The organism is Nocardioides ochotonae (assembly GCF_011420305.2).
GTDB lineage: Bacteria > Actinomycetota > Actinomycetes > Propionibacteriales > Nocardioidaceae > Nocardioides > Nocardioides ochotonae.
Window position 1 is genome coordinate 3513118 of sequence record NZ_CP061769.1, and the last position, 18814, is coordinate 3531931.

The following is an 18814-nucleotide window of genomic DNA, read 5'->3' on the forward strand; positions in this document are numbered from 1 at the left end:
GGCGGTTACGCCGGGAACGCGAAAGTCGCGGATCCGCGACCGCGGCGCCGCGGCCCGCACCGGTCTCAGCTGACGCCCACCACCGGCAGCCTCAGCGCGGCCGGCGCGGTCGGCGGCACCGCCGGGTCGCGCGGCGCCACCGGCGCGATGCGGACGTACGCCGCCCCCAGGTCCGGGCGCGGGTCGGCCTCGCCCTTGTTGGGCCACAGCGACATCGCCCGCTCGGCCTGGGCGGTGATCGTCAGCGACGGGTTGACCCCGAGGTTGGCGGTGACCGCGGAGCCGTCGGCGATGTGCAGGCCGGGGTGGCCGTAGACGCGCTGGTAGGGGTCGATGACGCCGGTCTCGGGTGAGTCGCCGATCGCGCAGCCGCCGATGAAGTGCGCGGTCAGCGGGCGGTTGAACTGCTCGCCGATGTTGCCGCCCGGGGTGCCGTTGATGATCCGCGCCATCGCCTTGACGGCGGTGTTCGCCGCCGGGATCCAGGTGGGGTTCGGGACACCGTGGCCCTGCCGCGAGGTCAGGTAGCGCCGCCGGGTGCCGGGGATGCGCTTGGTGTAGGTGGTGATCGAGTTGTCCAGGCTCTGCATCACCAGCGCGATCACGGTGCGCTCCGACCAGTGCCGCAGGTCGTAGAGGTCGCGCACGTGGCGGCGCTGCTTCCAGGTCTCGCGCAGCCAGGTCTGCCAGCGCGGCGCCGGGCCGTCGCCCTCGGTGAGCACCGTCTGCAGCAGCGACATGAAGTTGCTGCCCTTGCCGTAGCGCACCGGCTCGATGTGGGTGTCGGCGTCGGGGTGGAAGCTGGACGTGATCGCGATGCCCTGGCTGTAGTCGACCTTGGTGTCCGGCGCGATGGCGCCGAGGATCGACTCGGAGTTGGTGCGCGAGAGGTAGCCCAGCCGCTCGGAGATCTGCGGCAGGTGCCCCTCGTCGCGCATCCGGTGCAGCAGCCGCTGGGTGCCCAGCGCGGAGGCCGCCACCACGACCTGCTGGGCGGTGAGCACCCGGCGTGCCGAGCGCCGCCCGGTCTTGGCCTTGGTGAAGCGCACGTGCACGTCGTAGCCGCCGCCGGCCCGCGGCGCGAGCCGGGTGACGGTGGTCAGCGGCAGCACCTTCACCCCGCGCTGCTCGGCGAGGTAGAGGTAGTTCTTGACCAGGGTGTTCTTGGCGTTGTGCAGGCAGCCGGTCATGCAGCCGCCGCAGCCGATGCAGGTCTTGCGGTCCGGGCCGGCGCCGCCGAAGTACGGGTCGGCCACCACGTCGCCCGGCTGGTCGCCGGGGCCGCCGAAGAAGACGCCCACGGGCGTGGGCGCGAAGGTGTCGGCCACGCCCATCTCGGTCGCGACCTTCTCCATCACCTCGTCGGCCGGGGTGCGCAGCGGGTTCTCGACCACGCCCAGCATCCGCTTCGCCTGGTCGTAGTACGGCGCGAGCTCAGAGCGCCAGTCGGTGATGTGGCTCCACTGCGGGTCGTTGAAGAACGCCGGCAGCGGCTCGTAGAGCGTGTTGGCGTAGACCAGCGAGCCACCGCCCACCCCGGCGCCCGACACGATCATGCAGTCGCGGATCGCGTCGATGCGCTGGATGCCGTAGCAGCCGATCTCGGGGCGGAAGAGGTACTTGTCGACCTCGAAGGAGTGCCGGGGCAGGTCCTCGTCGCGGAACCGGGCGCCGGCCTCGAGCACCCCGACGCGGTAGCCCTTCTCGCTCAGCCGCAGCGCGGTGACCGAGCCGCCGAAGCCGGACCCGATCACCAGCACGTCGAAGTCGAGCTCCGCGCCCCCGTCACTGGCACTCTCGCTGCTGCTCACGTCGTGATCCCCCCGTTGGTACGCCGACCCGCTCACGGGCGGCCGAGCTTCTTCATCAGGCGCAGGTTGGCCGTCATGACCTTGCCGTACAGCTCATCGGACATCCCGAGCATCGGGGCGATCCGGATCAGCCGCTGGGTGGCCACCGACTGCGGCTCGGTGTAGCGCAGGATCCCCTCGGCGCCCTGGCGCCTGCCCATCCCCGACTGGCGCATGCCGCCCATCGGGCTGTCGATGCTGGCGAAGACCGCACCGAAGGCCTCGTTGACGTTCACGGTGCCGCAGCGGATCTGGGCCGCCACGGCGCGCCCCCGCGAGCCGTCACGGGTGTAGACCGAGGCGTTGAGGCCGTAGTCCCCCTCGTTGGCGCGGGCGATCGCATCGGCCTCGTCGTGGAAGCGGTAGATCGAGACGACCGGGCCGAACGTCTCGTGGCCGAAGCAGGTCATGTCGGGGGTGACGTGCTCGAGGATCGTCGGCTCGAAGAAGTACGGCCCGAGGTCCGGACGGGCCTTGCCGCCGGCGAGCACCCGCGCGCCCTTGGCGACCGCGTCCTCGACGTGGGCGGTGACGGTGTCGAGCTGGGCCTGGCTGATCAGCGGGCCCATGTCGTTGCCCCACTCCAGCGTCGCGCCCAGCGTCATCGCCTGGGTGCGGGCCACGAACCGCTCCACGAAGCGGTCGTAGACCTGGTCGGCCACGAAGATCCGCTCGGTGGAGACGCACAGCTGCCCGGAGTTGGAGAACGACGCGCGCACCGCACCCTCCGCGGCCCGCTCCACGTCGGCGTCGCGCAGCACGAGCAGCGGGTTCTTGCCGCCGAGCTCCAGGGAGCAGCCGATCAGGCGGTCCGCACAGCCGCGCGCGACGATCCGGCCGGTCGCGGTGGAGCCGGTGAAGCAGAGGTAGTCGGCGTGCCCGATCACCGCGGTGCCGATCTCGTCGCCGGGGCCGGCCACGACCTGCCACAGGTCGGCGGGGAACCCGGCCTCCTCGAGCAGCTGGGCGCCGAGCGCCGCGGAGAGCATCGTCTGGGCGTCGGGCTTGATCACCACCGCGTTGCCCGCGGCCAGCGCCGGCAGCCCGTCGCACAGCGCCATCGTGAACGGGTAGTTCCACGGCGAGATGATGCCGACGACGCCCTTCGGGACCCGGTTGACCTCGACGCGGGTCAGGCCCGGGACCACGCCGAGCTTGCGCTGGGTGCCGAGGTGCTCACCGGCGGTGCGGCCGTAGTAGCGCGCAGTCAGCGCGATGTGGAGCGGCTCGTCGAAGGCGTGCTTGCGGGCCTTGCCCGACTCCCACACGATCAGGTCGACGATCTCGTCCTGGCGGTCCAGCACCAGGTCGTGCAGGCGCAGCAGGGCGGCGGCGCGCTCGGCGACCGGCACCCGGGCCCAGGACTCCTGCGCCCGGCGGGCCCGCGCGAACGCCTCGGCCACGTCGGTGGTGCTCGACTGGGGCACGTGCGCCAGCGGGGCTCCGTTGAGCGGCGAACGGACCTCGTGGGTGCGTCCGGAGGTGGCCGCGATCCGGCTGGTCAGCGCGCTGACGTAGTCGGGCTCGAGGGCGTACGACGCGGTCGGGTCGTGCTCGGGGTCGTGCGGGCCCTCGACGAGGGGACCACCGGGCGTGGGGTTCGAAGCGCTCATGTACCGAGAGTATGTGACCGTGGTCTCCGAAACTACCTCTCGGTAGGGATCTCCTCCTTTGACACGTCGCGGCGCCCTGTCAATCCCTGTCGATCGCTCACGCCGGCTCGGGCGCAGAGGTGTAGATCGACTTCAGCTCGGTGTACTCCGCGAGCCCCTCGGGTCCGAACTCGCGGCCGATGCCGGAGTCCTTGAAGCCGCCGAAGGGCGCGGCGAAGTCCATCGTGTAGGTGTTGACGCCGTAGGTGCCGGCGCGCACCCGCCGGGCCACCCCGAGCCCCGCCTCCGGGTCGGCGGTCCACACCGTGCCGGCCAGGCCGTAGTCGGAGTCGTTGGCGATCCGCACCGCCTCGTCGACCCCGTCGTAGCCGATCACCGACAGGACCGGGCCGAAGATCTCCTCCTGCGCGATCCGCATCCGGTTGTCGACGTCGGCGAAGACCGTGGGGCGCACGTACCAGCCGCGGTCGACGCCAGCGGGCAGGCCGTTGCCGCCGACGACGAGGCGCGCGCCCTCCTCCTGGCCCAGGGCGATGTACTTCTCGACGCGCTCCTGCTGGCGGCGGGCGACCATCGGGCCGATCTCCGTCGCCGGATCGCCGGGGTCGCCGACGGCCATGCCGTCGACGGTCTGAGCCAGCGCCTCAACGACCTCGTCGTAGCGGCTGCGCGGCGCCAGGATCCGGGTCTGGGCCACGCAGGCCTGACCGGAGTTCATCAACCCGATGAAGCGCAGCCCCGCCATCGTGGTCTCGAGGTCGGCGTCGTCGAGCACGATGGCGGCCGACTTGCCGCCCAGCTCGAGGCTGACCCGGCGCAGCCGCTCGCCGCAGACCGCCGCGATCCGGCGCCCCGCGGCGGTCGACCCGGTGAAGGCGACCTTGTCGACGCCGGGGTGCGCGACGAGGTGCTCGCCCACCTCCCGGCCGGCCGCGACGATGTTGACCACGCCCGCCGGGACGCCGGCCTCGGCGAGCAGCTCGGCCATCAGGTAGGCGTCCAGCGGCGTCTCGGGCGCGGGCTTGAGCACGACCGTGTTGCCGGCCAGCAGCGCCGGCACGACCTTGGAGATGGTGGTGAACTGCGGGACGTTCCACGGCGGGATCGCCGCGACCACCCCCAGCGGCTCGCGTCGTACGACGACGTCGGCGCCGAGCACGCCGGGGCGGGTCTCCTCCCAGGCGAAGTCCCGGGCGATGCCGAGGAACGCCTCGATCTGCATCCACGGGGCCGGGGACTGGGCGAGCTGGGAGAACGAGATCGGCGAGCCCATCTCGGCGGTGATCACCTCGGCCATCTCCTGCATCCGGGCGGCGTAGAGCCCGGAGAAGACCTCGAGGACGGCGATCCGCTCCTGCGGCGACATCCGCGGCCACGGCCCCTCGTCGAAGGCACGGCGCGCCGCGGCGACCGCGGCGTCGATGTCGCCAGCGCTGCCCTCGGGGACCGTGGCCACCACCTGCTCGCTGTGCGGGGAGACCACCTCCAAGGTGGCCGAGGTCGCCGGCGCGGCCCAGCCGCCGTCGATGAAGAAGGCGTCCCGGTCGAGGGAGCGGTCGAGCGTCATGGGATCTCCTGGAGCGATGTCGCGGGGTCAGGCGCCGGTCGGCGCGACCTGGAGGAAGTCGGTGAAGCCGCTGGGGTCGTGGCGCCCGATGCAGAAGTGCTCGAAGAGGCCCCAGCCCTCGTGGGTGCGCCCGCCCTCGGTGAGCACGGCGCGCCCGACGTGGTCGGTGCAGCCGAACATCACCCGCCCCTGTACGGCCGGGTCGGTCAGGTCGTAGGTGACCCGCTCGGTGAACTTCTCGCCCTTCCAGGTGCCGTGCAGCCAGTCGGGGTCGCCGCCGTACCCGCCACCGACGTGCAGCGGCGCGGCGAGCAGCGAGCTGACCTCGAGCTCCAGGGCCTCCCCCATCGGCGTGGTGCAGCGGATGGTGGCGCCGGTCGGCGTGCGGCCGCCGGGCGCGTAGTGGATGCGGACCTGCGGCCAGCCGAGCTGCTCGACGCGGCCGTCGGGATGGATGCGGTGGCAGTCGTTGAGCGTGCGGTAGCCGTCCGGGTCCTCCTGGAGGATCACCACCACCGCGAAGTCCTCGAAGCGCATCGGGACGTAGAGCCACCACATGCCCTCGAACGGCGGATCGCTGGGCGCCCCCGCCGGCTCGGCCTCGCCGACCGGGCGGATGCCCCAGGAGCGGTCCCGGGTGCCCACCCAGCGGTCCGGGGTGACCTCGATGCGCTCGCCGTCGACGCTGAGGTGGCCCTCCCAGGTGCCGACCTGGGCGAAGCGCTGGGCGTCGAGGGTCACCCGCGCCCCGGAGCGCAGCACGTGCGGGAGCTCCTGGAGCACCGGGAAGGAGCCGGTCCAGGTCAGGTCGGCGGCGATGCCGTCGGTCTCCTCGAGCTCGATGTGCAGCCGCTCGAGCGGCTCCACGACGTCGAGGCGGTAGCCGCCGACGCGCTGGTGGAGGCGGTCGCCGTCGCACAGGTCGGAGAGGTGGACGGCGGTCTGGCGACCCTCACGGGCCACCAGCATGAAGGCATCCTTGGTGCCGAGGTTGGGGTAGTAGCCCAGCCCGGTGATCACGAAGATCTCCCCGCTGCGGTCGTGGGCGTTGAAGTAGGACCGGTCGTAGAAGTTGCGGTCGCTGCTGGCCGGCCAGCCGATCGGCAGCGGCGCCTGGTGCAGCGGGTACTCGTCCAGCGGACCGATCATGCGCCGACCTCCTCGAGGAGCCGCTCGACGAGCGGCTTGCAGTGGAACAGCGACTCGACGTCGTCGGGACGCTCGATCTCGCCGAAGTGGATCTGCCGCGCCCCGGTGCGCATGAAGACGATGCACCACTGCACGCCGTTGAACACGTCGTACCAGCGCAGGTCGCCCAGGGGTACGCCGGCGAGCCGCTCGTAGGTCGCGCGGACGTCGGCCTCGACGAGCAGGTCGGGCATGCCGGGCATCTCGAGCACGCCGGTGATCGACTCGAAGACCTGGTGGGCGAAGAGCATCCAGCTCACGTCGAGCTCGCGCGGCCCGAGGGTGGCCATCTCCCAGTCCAGGACCCCGACCGGGCGGAAGTCGTCGTAGAGCACGTTGCCGATGCGCGAGTCGCCCCAGCACAGCACCGCCTCGTCGGTGTCCGGGAGGTGCTCGGCGAGCCAGGCGAGCCCGCGCTCGACCATCGGCGAACGGCCGACGTCGGGGATCGCGAAGTCGTACCACGCGCGGGTGCGGGCCAGGGCCCGGGCGAGCGGCGTGGGTCCCTCGTGCCCGTGCCGGCCGGGGTCGAGGAAGCCGAACGTCGTGGCGGCGTCGGGGATCGCGTGCAGCCGGGTCAGCACCTCGACGGTGCTGTCCTGGAGCCGGCGCTGCTGCTCGGGGGTGGCGTCGTGGAGCCAGTTGTCGCCGAAGTTGTAGGGCAGCACGTCCTGCGGCACGACGCCGTCGAGGCGGTCCATCACGAAGAACGGCGTGCCCAGCACGTCGCCGGTCGGCTCCAGCCAGTGCACCTGCGGGACCGGTACGTCGGTGAGCTCGCCGACCAGCCGGATCGCGTCGTACTGCTCGGCGAGGGCGTACTCGGGGAACACCGGGAAGTCCTCGGGCGCCGGGGCGACCCGCGCGACGTAGCGACCGGAGCGGGGTGCACCCTCCTCGGTCCACTCGACGTCGAGCAGCATCGTCTCCGAGGACATGCCGTTGGCCTCGCTGGCGTCGAGGAGCGTCACCCGGGGGGCCGCGCCGGGCGGGAGGTGGGTGGCCAGCCAGGCGGCGAGCCGGGCCGGGACGTCGCGCGCGTCCCGGCTCGAGCGCTGCAGGGTCATGTCGGCCGGGGGCGGCGCCTGGGTCACGAGACCCTCCTCGATGTGAGACACGTCACTTTCGCGCCAGCATCGATGGAACACGTTCTAGTTGTCAACGGTCTCGCCAAGAGACCAACGGGGCCGTCACACGATGTCGGCCACCTGCACCCGCGCCTCGTCGGCCTCCTGGTCGGTCGCCATCAGCTGGCTGCGCCGCTCGGCCTCGACGCGACGCAGGTAGTGGTCGACCTCGCGCTCGACGCTCGCGGCGTCCCAGCCGAGCTCCCCGGCCATCAGGAGCGCCGCCGGGCGGGCGGCCTCGACCCCCCGGTCGAAGGTCTCGATCGAGATCCGGGTGCGCCGGGTCAGCACGTCGTCGAGGTGCCGCGCGCCCTCGTGGGTCACCGCGTAGACGACCTCGGCCGCGAGGTAGTGCGGCGCCCCGGCCAGCGGCTCGGCCAGCTCCGGGCGGGCGCCGATCAGGTCGAGCAGCTCGTCGACCAGGCCGCCGTAGCGGCCCAGCAGGTGGTCGATCCGGCCGATCTCGATGCCTGCGGCCCGCGAGAGCGCCACCCGCTGGTTGGTCCGCGCCTCGTAGCCCGTGGCCCCGGCCAGCGGCACCCGCTCGGTGATGCTGTCCGGCACCCTCGCGTCCTCGCGCAGGGCGTGGTCGACGGCGTCCTTCGCCATCACGCGGTACGTCGTGAGCTTGCCGCCCGCGACCAGGACCAGCCCGGGCACCGGCTCGGCGACGGTGTGCTCGCGGGAGAGCTTGGTGGTCTCGCCCAGGTCGCCCGCCCGGGCCACCGGCTTGAGCAGCGGGCGCAGGCCGGCGTACACGCCGACGACGTCCTCGTGGTCGAGCGGGTCCTTGAGCAGGGTGTTGACGTGGGCCAGCAGGTAGTCGATGTCGGCGCGGCTGGCGGCGGGGTGCGCGAGGTCGAGGTCCCAGGCGGTGTCGGTGGTGCCGATGATCCAGTACAGCCCCCACGGGATCACGAACAGCACCGACTTCTCGGTCTTGGTGATGAAGCCGCACTCCGAGCGGATCCGGTCGCGCGGCACCACGAGGTGCACCCCCTTGGAGGCGTCGACGTCGAGCCGGGCGTCGCCGCCGAGCAGCTCCTGCACCTGGTCGGTCCACACGCCCGCCGCGTTGATCACGGTGCGGGCGCGGATCTCGAGGTCGATGCCGTTCTCGAGGTCGCGCGCGCTCACCCCGACCACCCGCTCGCCCTCGCGCAGGAAGCCGGTGACCTGGGTGCGGGTCGCCACGTGGGCGCCGTTGGCCGCGGCGGTGCGCGCCAGCGTCATCACCAGGCGGGCGTCGTCGACCTGGCAGTCGTAGTAGCGGATCGCGCCGTGCAGGTCCTCGGTCCGCAGGTCCGGCGCCATCCGCGCGACCTGCTTGCGGAACAGGTGCTTGTGCTTGGGCACGCCCATGTCGCGGCGCCCGGACATCGCCATCGCGTCGTACAGCGCGACGCCGGCGCCGACGTAGGGGCGCTCCCACGCGTGGTGCAGCGGGTAGAGGAAGGCGACCGGCCGCACCAGGTGCGGGGCGAGGCGGGTGAGCAGCAGGCTGCGCTCGGCGAGCGCCTCGCGGACCAGGGCGAAGTCGAGCATCTCCAGGTAGCGCAGCCCGCCGTGGACCAGCTTGCTGGACCGGCTGGAGGTGCCCGAGGCGAGGTCGCGCTGCTCGACCAGGCCCACGGACAGGCCGCGGGTCACCGCGTCGAGCGCGGCGCCGGTGCCGACCACCCCGCCCCCGACGACCAGCACGTCGAGCTCGGCGGATCCCATCGTCTCCAGTGCGGCGGTGCGGGACCCGGGACTGAGGGCGATCGGGCGACTCATGCCCCCAGTCTCCCCGGCCGCTGGTCGCTGGTCGCCCACCCACCCCGAGTCGGCTCTGTTGCGCGAGTCGGCGCCAATGGTTGCGCGAGTCGGCCCTCGTGGTGGCGCGCGAGCACGAAGTCTCGACTCGACCGGTCAGAGGTCTCGACTCGACCTCAGACGCGGACGCGGGTGCCGAGCCCGGGGCGGTGGTCGCGGTGCATGGGGTGGGCGGCGCGGGTGGCGGCGACGAGGTCGCGCGAGAGCGTCGCGACGGCGAGGCCGGGCTCGGTGCCGAGGCGGGCGAGCGGTCGGCCCTCGGGGTCGTAGACCGCCGAGCCGCCGATGAACGACTCCCGGCCGCAGGTGCCGGTGAGCCCGGCGAAGACCACGAAGAACCCGTTGTCGAGGGCCCGAGCCGGGTAGTAGGTGTCGCGCCGGTGCTCCCCGCCGGGGAAGTACGCCGCGCTGTTGAGGTAGCCGAGCGCGCCGTCGTCGGCCGCGGCGCGGGCGTGCTCGGGGAAGCAGCCGTCGTAGCAGATCGACAGTCCCAGCTCCCAGCCGTCGACGGTGAGCGAGGCGCCGTGGTCGCCGGGCGTGAAGTGGTCGTTCTCGTAGCCCGAGAGGTGCTGCTTGTCGTACGCCGCCAGCGTGTGCCCGTCGGGGCGCACCACCACGCTGCTCAGCGTGCGCCGGGTCCCGCGCTGGAGGGCGGTGCCCAGCACCACCGTGGTGCTGGCGGCGGCCGCGGCGGCCCGCAGCCCGTCGAGCAGCGGGCCTGCGAGGTCGGCCTCGTCGGGCAGCGGCCCGGCGAAGACAGCCTCGTCGTAGCCGGTCAGGAACGCCTCCGGCAGCACCAGCAGGCGGGCACCGGCGGCGCCGGCCTGCGCGGTGAGCCGCGCGGCCGTGGCGGCGTTGGCCGGGAGGTCACCGGCGACGGCGACCTCCTGGCCCGCCGCGACGATCACCCGAGGACGACCTCGACGCGCTGGAACTCCTTGAGCTCGGTGTAGCCGGTGGTGGCCATCGAGCGGCGCAGCGCACCGACGAGGTTCATGGTGCCGTCGGCGACCCGGGAGGGACCGAACAGGATCTCCTCCATCGTGCCGACCGGCTCGAAGCCGACGCGCTGGCCGCGCGGCAGCTCGGCGTGGTGGGCCTCGGTGCCCCAGTGGAACCCGCGACCGGGCGCGTCGGTGGCCCGCGCCAGCGGCGAGCCGACCATGACCGCGTCGGCGCCGCAGGCGATCGCCTTGGCGAGGTCGCCGGAGGTGCCGATCGAGCCGTCGGCGATGACGTGGACGTAGCGCCCGCCCGACTCGTCGAGGTAGTCGCGGCGGGCCGCGGCGACGTCGGCGACGGCGGAGGCCATCGGCACCGCGATGCCGAGCACGGTGCGCGTCGTGTGGGCGGCGCCGCCGCCGAAGCCGACGAGCACGCCGGCTGCGCCCGTGCGCATCAGGTGCAGCGCGGCCTGGTGGGTCGCGCAGCCGCCGACGATGACCGGGACGTCGAGCTCGTAGATGAAGTCCTTGAGGTTCAGCGGCTCGGCCTGGCTGGAGACGTGCTCGGCGCTGACGGTGGTGCCGCGGATGACGAACATGTCGACGCCCGCGTCGACGACCGCCTTGGCGAACTCCTTGGTCCGCTGCGGCGAGAGCGAGCCGGCGACGGTGACCCCGGCCTCCCGGACCTCGCGCAGCCGCGCGGTGATCAGCTCGGCCTTGACCGGCTCCTGGTAGATCTCCTGCATGCGCCGCGTCGCCTCGGTGCCCTGCAGGCGCGAGACCTCCTCCAGCAGCGGCTCGGGGTCCTCGTAGCGGGTCCACAGCCCCTCGAGGTTGAGCACGCCGAGCCCGCCGTGGTGGCCGAAGGCGATCGCCGTGGCCGGCGACATCACCGAGTCCATGGGCGCGCCCAGCACCGGGATCTCGAAGCGGTAGGCGTCGATCTGCCAGGCGACGCTCACCTCCTCGGGGTCGCGGGTGCGGCGCGAGGGGACGATGGCGATGTCGTCGAAGGCGTAGGCGCGGCGGCCGCGCTTGGCACGGCCGATCTCGATCTCGGTCACGGTGGATCCTGTCTGGCTCGAGGCTCGGAGTGGGTCAGCGGCCGGAGTAGTTGGGGGCCTCGACGGTCATCTGCACGCCGTGAGGGTGGCTCTCGGTGAGCGAGGCCTGGGTGATCCGCACGAACCGGCCCTTCTCCTGCAGCTCGGGGACCGTGCGGGCGCCGACGTAGAACATCGACTGGGTGAGGCCGCCGAGCAGCTGGTGGGCGACCGCCGAGAGGGGGCCACGGTAGGCGACCTGTCCCTCGATGCCCTCGGGCACGATCTGGTCGTCGCTGGTGACCTCGGCCTGGAAGTAGCGGTCCTTGGAGTAGGACTTCTTGCCGCGGCTGGACATCGCCCCGAGGGAGCCCATGCCGCGGTAGGCCTTGAACTGCTTGCCGTTGACGAAGACCAGCTCGCCCGGGGACTCCTCGCACCCGGCGAGCAGCGAGCCCAGCATCACGGCGTCGGCGCCGGCCACGAGCGCCTTGGCGATCTCGCCGGAGTACTTCATGCCGCCGTCGGCGATCACCGGGACGCCGGCCGGCTTGGCGGCAAGCGAGGCCTCGTAGACGGCGGTGATCTGCGGGACGCCGACGCCCGTGACGACGCGAGTGGTGCAGATCGAGCCGGGCCCGACGCCGACCTTGACGGCATCCGCGCCGGCGTCGACGAAGGCCTGCGCGCCCTCGCGGGTCGCGACGTTGCCGCCGATCACCTGCACGTGGCGGGTCGCGGGGTCGTTCTTGAGGCGCTGGACCATCTCCAGCAGCAACCGCACGTTGCCGTGCGCGGTGTCGGCGACGAGCACGTCGACACCCGCCTCGACCAGCGTGGTCGCGCGCTCCCAGGCGTCGCCGAAGTAGCCGATCGCCGCGCCGACCATCAGCCGGCCCTGGGCGTCGTTGCTCGCCTTGGGGAACTGCTCGGACTTCACGAAGTCCTTGACGGTGATCAGGCCCGCGAGGCGGCCCTGGTCGTCGACGAGCGGGAGCCGCTCGCGCTTGTGCTGACGCAGCAGGAGGGTGGCGTCGTCACGGCTGATCCCCACCGGACCGGTGATCAGCGGCATCGGGGTCATCACCTCGGCGACCTTGGTGCCGGCCCACTCCGCGACCGGGGTGAAGCGCAGGTCGCGGTTCGTGATCATGCCGAGCAGGCGCTGGTCGGCGTCGACGACCGGGAACCCGGAGATGCGGTACTCCCCCGCGAGCTGGTCGAGCTGCTCCAGGGTCGCGTCGGGCCCGATCGTGACCGGGTTGGTGATGATGCCGGTCTGGGTGCGCTTGACCAGGTCGACCTGGTAGGCCTGGTCCTGGATCGAGAGGTTGCGGTGCAGCACGCCGAGACCGCCCTGGCGGGCCATCGCGATCGCCATCCGCGACTCGGTCACGGTGTCCATCGCCGCGCTCACCAGTGGGACCTTCAACGAGATCTCGCGGGTCAACCGCGTGGTGGTGTCGATGTCCGAGGGCGCCAGGTCGGAGTGACCCGGCAGCAGCAGGACGTCGTCGTAGGTCAGGCCGAGGTTCGCGAACTTGTCGGGGAGCTCCACCGTGCCAGTCTAGGACGCCCTGCCCGCGATCACCCGAGCGGCGTGAGGTCGCGGACGGGCACCCGCACCATGATCACGTCGGAGGTCATCCGGATCCGCCCCCGCAGCCCCGCGGCCAGCACCATGGGCAGCACCGCGCGGTTGTCCGAGCGGGTCGTGAGCACGATCGCCGAGGCGCCGTGGGTGCGGGCCAGCCGGGCGGCCTCGACCAGCAACCGGGTGCCGATGCCGCACCGCTGCCAGGCCGGGTCCACGCGCAGGGCCACCATCCGGGTGTCGGGCTCCTCCGGCGCTGCCGGCCCGAGGGTCGCGAGCCCCACCACCAGCCCGTCACGGACCGCGGAGACCGCGTCGGCCTGCACGACGTACCGGGGCCCGCGGCCGCCGGAGCGCCGCCCCGGGGCACCCTGCGCCCTCCCCCACGTCCCGGTGCGCTGGAGCACGTCGCTGACCAGCTCGGCCATCGACGCGGCCCGGGCGTGCTCGGTCGCGGTGAACGGCGCGGTACGCCGCAGCTGCACCTGGACCTCGCCGACCCGCACCTCCAGCAGGTCCCGGGGCCGGGTGTCCCCGCCGACCGGCTCCGCCTCGGCGTCGAAGAGCCGGGCCATCACCTCGGGGAACGACGCGGGCTCGGCCAGCACCGTCCGCGCCGCCTGCACGTAGCGGGTCGGCTGGTCCACCAGGGCGGCCTCCCCGCACGCCGAGCAGCTCAGCATCGCGCCGCCCGCCTCCTCGATCAGCGCGGCGACGTGGGCGGGGCTCCAGCCCTGCGGGGTGCGGAGCACCAGCTCGTCGGTGACGCTGCCGAGGTCGGGGAAGATCTGGAGGCTGAGGATGTTCACCTCGGCGTCCCCGCAGGCACGGGCGAGCGCGGCCAGCGCCCCGGGACGGTCGGGCAGGCGGGTCCGGACTCTCCACAGCATGGCGCCACCCTCACCCGGACGGGTTGCGCAACGGGGTCGCAGAGGTTTCGGGGAGGCAACGGCCCGCAGGGCGGACCTGCGCCCATGGGACGGACCTGCCAAGGTGTGGGTCGTGACCCAGCGGCTCGCCCAGACCACCACCGGGACCCGGCCCGGCCCCGTGCCCCGGGCGGCACAGGGCATCACCCGCGCGGTGGAGTCGCGGTGGACGGTCCCGCTGGCCGCGCTCGCGGCGTTCGTCCTGCGCCTGCCCGGCGTGGGCCGCCCGATCCGGCCCGACGAGGCCGGCTTCACCCTCGTCGCCCGCAGCTGGGCGCCCGAGGCCGACAGCATCTACGGCCACTACTTCGTGGACCGACCGCCCCTGCTGATCTCGGTCTTCAAGCTGTCCGACGCGATCGGCGGTCCCCTGTTCATCCGGGTGATCGGTGCGCTCGCGTGCACCGTCCTGGTGCTGCTGGCCGCGCGCACGGCCCGGGTCGTCGCCGGGGACGGCGCCGCGCCGTGGACGGCGATCTGCGTCGCCGCGATCACCTCCAGCCCGCTGATCAACCTGGTCGCGGTCAAGGGCGAGCTGCTCGGCCTGCCCTTCGTGATGGCCGCCTGCCTGCTCGCCGTCGTGGCGCTGCGCGACCGCTCGGTGCCGTTGGCCGCCCTGGCCGGGACGAGCGCCATGGTCGCGGTCGGCTTCAAGCAGAGCCTGCTCGGCGGCCTCGTCTTCGCCGGCACCCTGCTGCTGGTCGCGCTGATCACCCGCCGCATCGAGGGGCGGACGTTCCTGCGCCTCGCCGGCGCCGGTCTTGCCGGGGCGGCCGTGCCGGTCGCCGCGACGCTCGCCTGGGCAGCCGTGGCCGGCGTACGACCGAGCACCCTGTGGTACGCGATCTACGGCTTCCGCGCCGACGCGTCGGCCGTGCTGGCCTCGCACACCTCGAAGGCCGCCGACGAGCGCGCGGTCACCCTCGTGGTGGTCGCCCTGTGCACGGGGCTGCTGCTGGTGCTGGGCGGCTTCGTGGCCCACCTGCGCAGCGAGCTGCGCGAGGACGCCCCGCTGGCGGCGGCGGTCGCCGCCATGCTCGTCTACGACGCGTTCGGGATGGTGCTCGGCGGCAGCTTCTGGCCCGACTACCTCTTCGCCCTGGTGCCGTCCGCAGCCTTGGCCGCGGCGCTGCTGTCACGGCGTCGCTCGGGGCCCGGACGCGTGGTGCGCGCGGTCATCGTGCTCGCGGCGCTGTCCTGCGCGGTGTCGCTGTGCGTCTGGACGGTCCACAACCTCGCCGGCAACCAGGAGATCGACCAGGCGCGGACCGGCACCGCGATCGGCGACGTGGCCGAGCGGGGCGACACCCTGACGGTGTTCGGCGGCCGCGCGGACCTGCAGCTGAGCAGCGGGCTGGACTCGCCGTACGAGCACCTGTGGAGCCTGCCGATGCGCACCCTGGATCCCGACCTCGCCGACCTGCGGGCGCTCGTCACCGGCCCCGACGCCCCGACCTGGCTGGTCGAGTGGTTCCCGTTCACCTCGTGGGACCTCGAGGCCGGCGAGCTGCTGCGCCGCGACGTCGAGGAGCGCTACGTCCCCGAGGAGATCACCTGCCGCGACGGCGAGGCGACGATCTGGCGCCGGCGCGACGTGGAGCGGCCGCCGGCGCAGCCGGACTGCTGAGACCCCCCGGTACGCCGACGGCGCCGGCCCCCTCGCGGGGATCGGCGCCGTCGTGCGTGTGGAGCGGTGGGCTCAGTGGCCGTGACCGTGCCCGTGACCGCCGGCCGCGGGCTCCTCCTCCTCAGCAGGCTTCTCGACGACCAGGGTCTCGGTCGTCAGCAGCATCGCGGCGATCGAGGTCGCGTTGACGAGCGCCGAGCGGGTGACCTTGACCGGGTCGAGGACGCCCTGGGCGACCAGGTCGCCGTACTCGCCGGTCGCGGCGTTGAAGCCGAAGGTGAAGCCGTTGGCCTCGAAGCCCTCGCGGACCTTGGTGGTCACGACGTAGCCGTTCTCGCCACCGTTCTCGGCGATCCAGCGCAGCGGCTCGACCGCGGAGTTGCGGACCACGCGCACGCCGACCGCCTCGTCGCCGGTGAGGCCGAGGTTGTCGTCGAGCACGGACACCGCGTGGATGAGGGCGGAGCCGCCACCGGCGACGATGCCCTCCTCGATCGCGGCACGCGTCGCGGAGACGGCGTCCTCGATGCGGTGCTTCTTCTCCTTCAGCTCCACCTCGGTGGCGGCGCCGACCTTGATCACGCACACGCCACCGGCGAGCTTCGCGAGACGCTCCTGGAGCTTCTCACGGTCCCAGTCGGAGTCCGTGGCCTCGATCTCGGCCTTGATCTGGGCGACGCGGCCCTCGACGGCAGCGGCCTCGCCGGCGCCCTCGACGATCGTGGTGTCGTCCTTGGTGATGACCACGCGACGCGCCTGGCCGAGGACCTCGAGGCCGACCTGGTCGAGCTTGAGGCCGATCTCCGGGGCGACGACCTGACCGCCGGTCAGGACCGCGATGTCCTCGAGCATGGCCTTGCGGCGGTCACCGAAGGCGGGGGCCTTGACCGCGACGGCGTTGAAGATGCCGCGGATCTTGTTGACCACCAGGGTCGACAGCGCCTCGCCGTCGACGTCCTCGGCGATGATGAACAGCGGCTTGCCGGCCTGGATGACCTTCTCCAGCAGCGGCAGCAGCTCGGTGATCGCCGAGATCTTGCCCTGGTGCAGGAGGATGTAGGGGTCGTCGAGGACGGCCTCCATGCGCTCCTGGTCGGTCACGAAGTACGCCGAGATGTAGCCCTTGTCGAACTGCATGCCCTCGGTGAACTCCAGCTCGGTGCCCATGGTGTTGGACTCCTCGACGGTGATGACACCGTCCTTGCCGACCTTGTCGAAGGCCTCGGCGAGCAGCGAGCCGATGTGGGCGTCGCGGCTGGAGATCGTGGCGACCGAGGCCATGTCCTCCTTGGAGTCGACCTCGCGGGCGGCCTCGAGCAGTGCCTTGCTGACGGCCTCGCCGGCGGCGTCCATGCCGCGCTTGACACCCATCGGGTTGGCGCCGGCCGCGACGGCGCGCAGACCCTCGTGGACCATCGCCTGGGCGAGCACCGTGGCGGTGGTCGTGCCGTCACCGGCGATGTCGTTGGTCTTGGTGGCCACCTCCTTGGCGAGCTGGGCACCGAGGTTCTCGAACGGGTCGTCCAGCTCGATCTCACGGGCGACGGAGACGCCGTCGTTCGTGATGGTCGGGGCGCCCCACTTCTTGTCCAGGACGACGTAGCGGCCCTTGGGGCCGAGGGTCACCTTGACGGCGTTGGCGAGCGCGTCGACGCCGCGCTCGAGCGAGCGACGGGCGTGCTCGTCGAACTCCAGGATCTTGGGCATTGCTCTCCTCAGGAAAGGCGGAAAGAACGAAGGTCCGGCACGTCGGCCGGCCCGGACGGGCCGGCCGGGACGTGCCGGACCATCGAGAGGATCAGGAAACGATCGCGAGCACGTCGCGGGCCGAGAGGATCAGGAACTCCTGGCCGGAGTACTTGACCTCGGTGCCGCCGTACTTGCTGTAGATGACCTTGTCACCCACGGCGATGTCCATGGGGATGCGCTCGTCGCCGTCCTCGTTGAAGCGGCCGGGACCGATCGCCACGACCTCGCCCTCCTGGGGCTTCTCCTTGGCGGTGTCCGGGATGACCAGGCCAGAGGCCGTGGTCTGCTCCGCTTCGAGCGGCTTGACGACGATCCGGTCCTCGAGGGGCTTGATGCTGACCGACACGATGTCGACCTCCACTTTCTGGCACTTCGTAGCGATGTGTGATGCACGTGGGGTGCCTGTGGACGCGGTACGCCGTCGCGGGTGTCGCACCGGTCTTGTCAGGCGCTGGCACACTCCAAAGGAGAGTGCCAGTCAGAAAACTAGCACTCTCCTCGACTGAGTGCCAGAGCAACCCCGTCGTTCGTCCTCCCGATCGCACCGGTGCCAGGTGCGTGGCGCCCGGCGTCGACCTGACAGGATCGCGGCGTGGACCTCGACGCCTTCCGCTGGCTGCTCACCGACGAGGGGCAGCGACTGCTGGCCCGCGCCGAGGAGCTCGCCGACCTCGACCCGCTCCGCGCCCAGACGCCGCTGCGCCGCCTCGCCGCCCCCGAGCACGCCGCCGCCGCGGTCACCCAGGCGGTCCTACGACGCCGCGCGGTCGCGAAGTTCGGCGCCGACGCGGCCCGCATGTACTTCACCCCGGACGGGCTCGAGCAGGCCACCCGCGCCCCGGTGGCCGCGCACCGGGCGGCGCGCCTCACGGCGTTCGGCGCCCGCACCGTGATCGACCTCGGGTGCGGCATCGGCGGCGACCTGCTCGCCTCCGCGCGCGCCGGGATGACCGCCGCCGGGGTGGACCTGGACCCGCTGCGCGTCGAGGTCGCCCGCGCCAACCTGGCCGCGCTCGGCCTGGAGGGCGCCGCGATGGTCGCCGACGCGACCACCCTCGACACCGCGCCGTTCGACGTGGCGTACGCCGACCCGGCGCGCCGCAGCGCGCGGGGCCGCTCCTTCGACGTCGACGACTGGACCCCGCCGTGGTCCTTCGTCGAGCGGCTGCTGGCGCGCGACTCCTGCGTGAAGGTCGCCCCGGGCATCCCGCACGCCCTGGTCCCGGCCGGCGTCGAGGCCGAGTGGGTGAGCGACCACGGCGAGGTCAAGGAGGCCGCCCTGTGGTCGGGCCGGCTGGCGACCGTGGCGCGTCGCGCGACCGTCATCGCCGAGCACGGCCTGGCGACCCTGACCGACGAGGAGGACCCCGGCGCCGCCGCGGTCGGCGTCGGCCCGGTGCAGCGCTACCTCCACGAGCCCGACGGCGCCGTCGTGCGCGCCGGGCTGGTGACGGCGGTCGCCGCGCTCACCGGCGGCACCCTGATCGACGAGCACATCGCCTACGTGACCTCGCCGGACGCCTCCCCCACGCCGTACGCGCGCTCGTACGAGGTGCTCGAGGAGCTGCCCTACCGCGAGAAGCCGCTGCGCGCCGCGCTGCGGGCCCGCGGCATCGGCACCCTGACCATCAAGAAGCGCGGCGTGGACGTCGTGCCCGAGCAGCTGCGCAAGCGGCTGGCCCTGGACGGCGACACGCCGGCGACCCTGGTGATGACGAGGGTCGCCGGCGCGGGCACGGCACTGCTGGTGCGTCCACTCTGAGCG

14 protein-coding genes are annotated in these 18814 nt (G+C 72.8%); 2 read left to right on the forward strand and 12 right to left on the reverse strand.

Translation table 11 applies throughout. The annotated features are described in order from the left end of the window. Positions 1–65 precede the first annotated feature (65 nt). The 10 genes from HBO46_RS16945 to HBO46_RS16990 form a co-directional block, all read right to left on the reverse strand. Entirely contained in the window at positions 66–1811 is a 1746-nt protein-coding gene (locus HBO46_RS16945; protein WP_166133775.1) for a GMC oxidoreductase, read from the reverse strand. Positions 1812–1843: 32 nt separating this feature from the next. Beyond that, a complete protein-coding gene (locus tag HBO46_RS16950) occupies positions 1844–3463 on the reverse strand; it encodes a succinic semialdehyde dehydrogenase (protein WP_166133777.1) in 1620 nt (539 codons plus the stop codon). A 97-nt stretch (positions 3464–3560) separates the two neighbouring features. Continuing rightward, entirely contained in the window at positions 3561–5030 is a 1470-nt protein-coding gene (locus HBO46_RS16955) for an aldehyde dehydrogenase (RefSeq protein WP_166133779.1), read from the reverse strand. Positions 5031–5057: 27 nt separating this feature from the next. Next, positions 5058–6179, reverse strand: coding sequence for a hypothetical protein (locus HBO46_RS16960; RefSeq protein WP_166133781.1), 1122 nt, complete (start codon positions 6177–6179; stop codon positions 5058–5060). Then, positions 6176–7312, reverse strand: coding sequence for a phosphotransferase family protein (locus HBO46_RS16965; protein ID WP_224769196.1), 1137 nt, complete (start codon positions 7310–7312; stop codon positions 6176–6178). Before HBO46_RS16965 ends, HBO46_RS16960 begins: the two co-directional genes overlap by 4 nt. A gap of 96 nt (positions 7313–7408) precedes the next feature. Continuing rightward, the gene (locus HBO46_RS16970) at positions 7409–9121 is read right to left on the reverse strand and encodes a glycerol-3-phosphate dehydrogenase/oxidase (protein ID WP_166133783.1); all 1713 of its coding nucleotides are present in this window, start codon (positions 9119–9121) and stop codon (positions 7409–7411) included. Positions 9122–9276: 155 nt separating this feature from the next. Continuing rightward, the gene (locus HBO46_RS16975) at positions 9277–10068 is read right to left on the reverse strand and encodes a carbon-nitrogen hydrolase family protein (protein ID WP_166133785.1); all 792 of its coding nucleotides are present in this window, start codon (positions 10066–10068) and stop codon (positions 9277–9279) included. Beyond that, positions 10065–11171, reverse strand: coding sequence for a GuaB3 family IMP dehydrogenase-related protein (locus HBO46_RS16980; RefSeq protein ID WP_166133787.1), 1107 nt, complete (start codon positions 11169–11171; stop codon positions 10065–10067). Before HBO46_RS16980 ends, HBO46_RS16975 begins: the two co-directional genes overlap by 4 nt. Positions 11172–11205: 34 nt before the next feature. Continuing rightward, positions 11206–12708, reverse strand: coding sequence for an IMP dehydrogenase (gene guaB, locus HBO46_RS16985; protein ID WP_166133789.1), 1503 nt, complete (start codon positions 12706–12708; stop codon positions 11206–11208). Positions 12709–12737: 29 nt separating this feature from the next. Further along, on the reverse strand, positions 12738–13634 hold the full coding sequence (locus HBO46_RS16990) for a GNAT family N-acetyltransferase (RefSeq protein ID WP_166133791.1): 897 nt from the start codon (positions 13632–13634) through the stop codon (positions 12738–12740). Positions 13635–13746: 112 nt separating this feature from the next. On the opposite strand from HBO46_RS16990, the gene HBO46_RS16995 reads away from it, so the two are divergent. Beyond that, on the forward strand, positions 13747–15300 hold the full coding sequence (locus HBO46_RS16995) for an ArnT family glycosyltransferase (protein WP_166133793.1): 1554 nt from the start codon (positions 13747–13749) through the stop codon (positions 15298–15300). Between the two features lie 72 nt (positions 15301–15372). Here HBO46_RS16995 and groL read toward each other — a convergent pair whose 3' ends face one another. Together groL and groES are read right to left on the reverse strand one after the other, a co-directional pair. After that, positions 15373–17007: a chaperonin GroEL gene (gene groL, locus HBO46_RS17000; RefSeq protein WP_166133795.1), complete on the reverse strand. Its 1635-nt coding sequence runs from the start codon at positions 17005–17007 to the stop codon at positions 15373–15375. A 91-nt stretch (positions 17008–17098) separates the two neighbouring features. Next, positions 17099–17395, reverse strand: coding sequence for a co-chaperone GroES (groES, locus tag HBO46_RS17005; protein WP_153325862.1), 297 nt, complete (start codon positions 17393–17395; stop codon positions 17099–17101). Positions 17396–17641: 246 nt separating this feature from the next. On the opposite strand from groES, the gene HBO46_RS17010 reads away from it, so the two are divergent. Then, positions 17642–18811, forward strand: coding sequence for a class I SAM-dependent methyltransferase (locus tag HBO46_RS17010; protein WP_166133797.1), 1170 nt, complete (start codon positions 17642–17644; stop codon positions 18809–18811). Positions 18812–18814: the final 3 nt, after the last annotated feature.

What these genes read in the sequence shown, in the direction of transcription:
- HBO46_RS16950 (WP_166133777.1), bottom strand. Translation starts at nt 3,463, where the DNA reads ATGAGCGCTTCGAACCCCACGCCCGGTGGTCCCCTCGTCGAGGGCCCG.
- HBO46_RS16955 (WP_166133779.1), bottom strand. Translation starts at nt 5,030, where the DNA reads ATGACGCTCGACCGCTCCCTCGACCGGGACGCCTTCTTCATCGACGGC.
- HBO46_RS16960 (WP_166133781.1), bottom strand. Translation starts at nt 6,179, where the DNA reads ATGATCGGTCCGCTGGACGAGTACCCGCTGCACCAGGCGCCGCTGCCG.
- HBO46_RS16970 (WP_166133783.1), bottom strand. Translation starts at nt 9,121, where the DNA reads ATGAGTCGCCCGATCGCCCTCAGTCCCGGGTCCCGCACCGCCGCACTG.
- HBO46_RS16990 (WP_166133791.1), bottom strand. Translation starts at nt 13,634, where the DNA reads ATGCTGTGGAGAGTCCGGACCCGCCTGCCCGACCGTCCCGGGGCGCTG.
- groL (WP_166133795.1), bottom strand. Translation starts at nt 17,007, where the DNA reads ATGCCCAAGATCCTGGAGTTCGACGAGCACGCCCGTCGCTCGCTCGAG.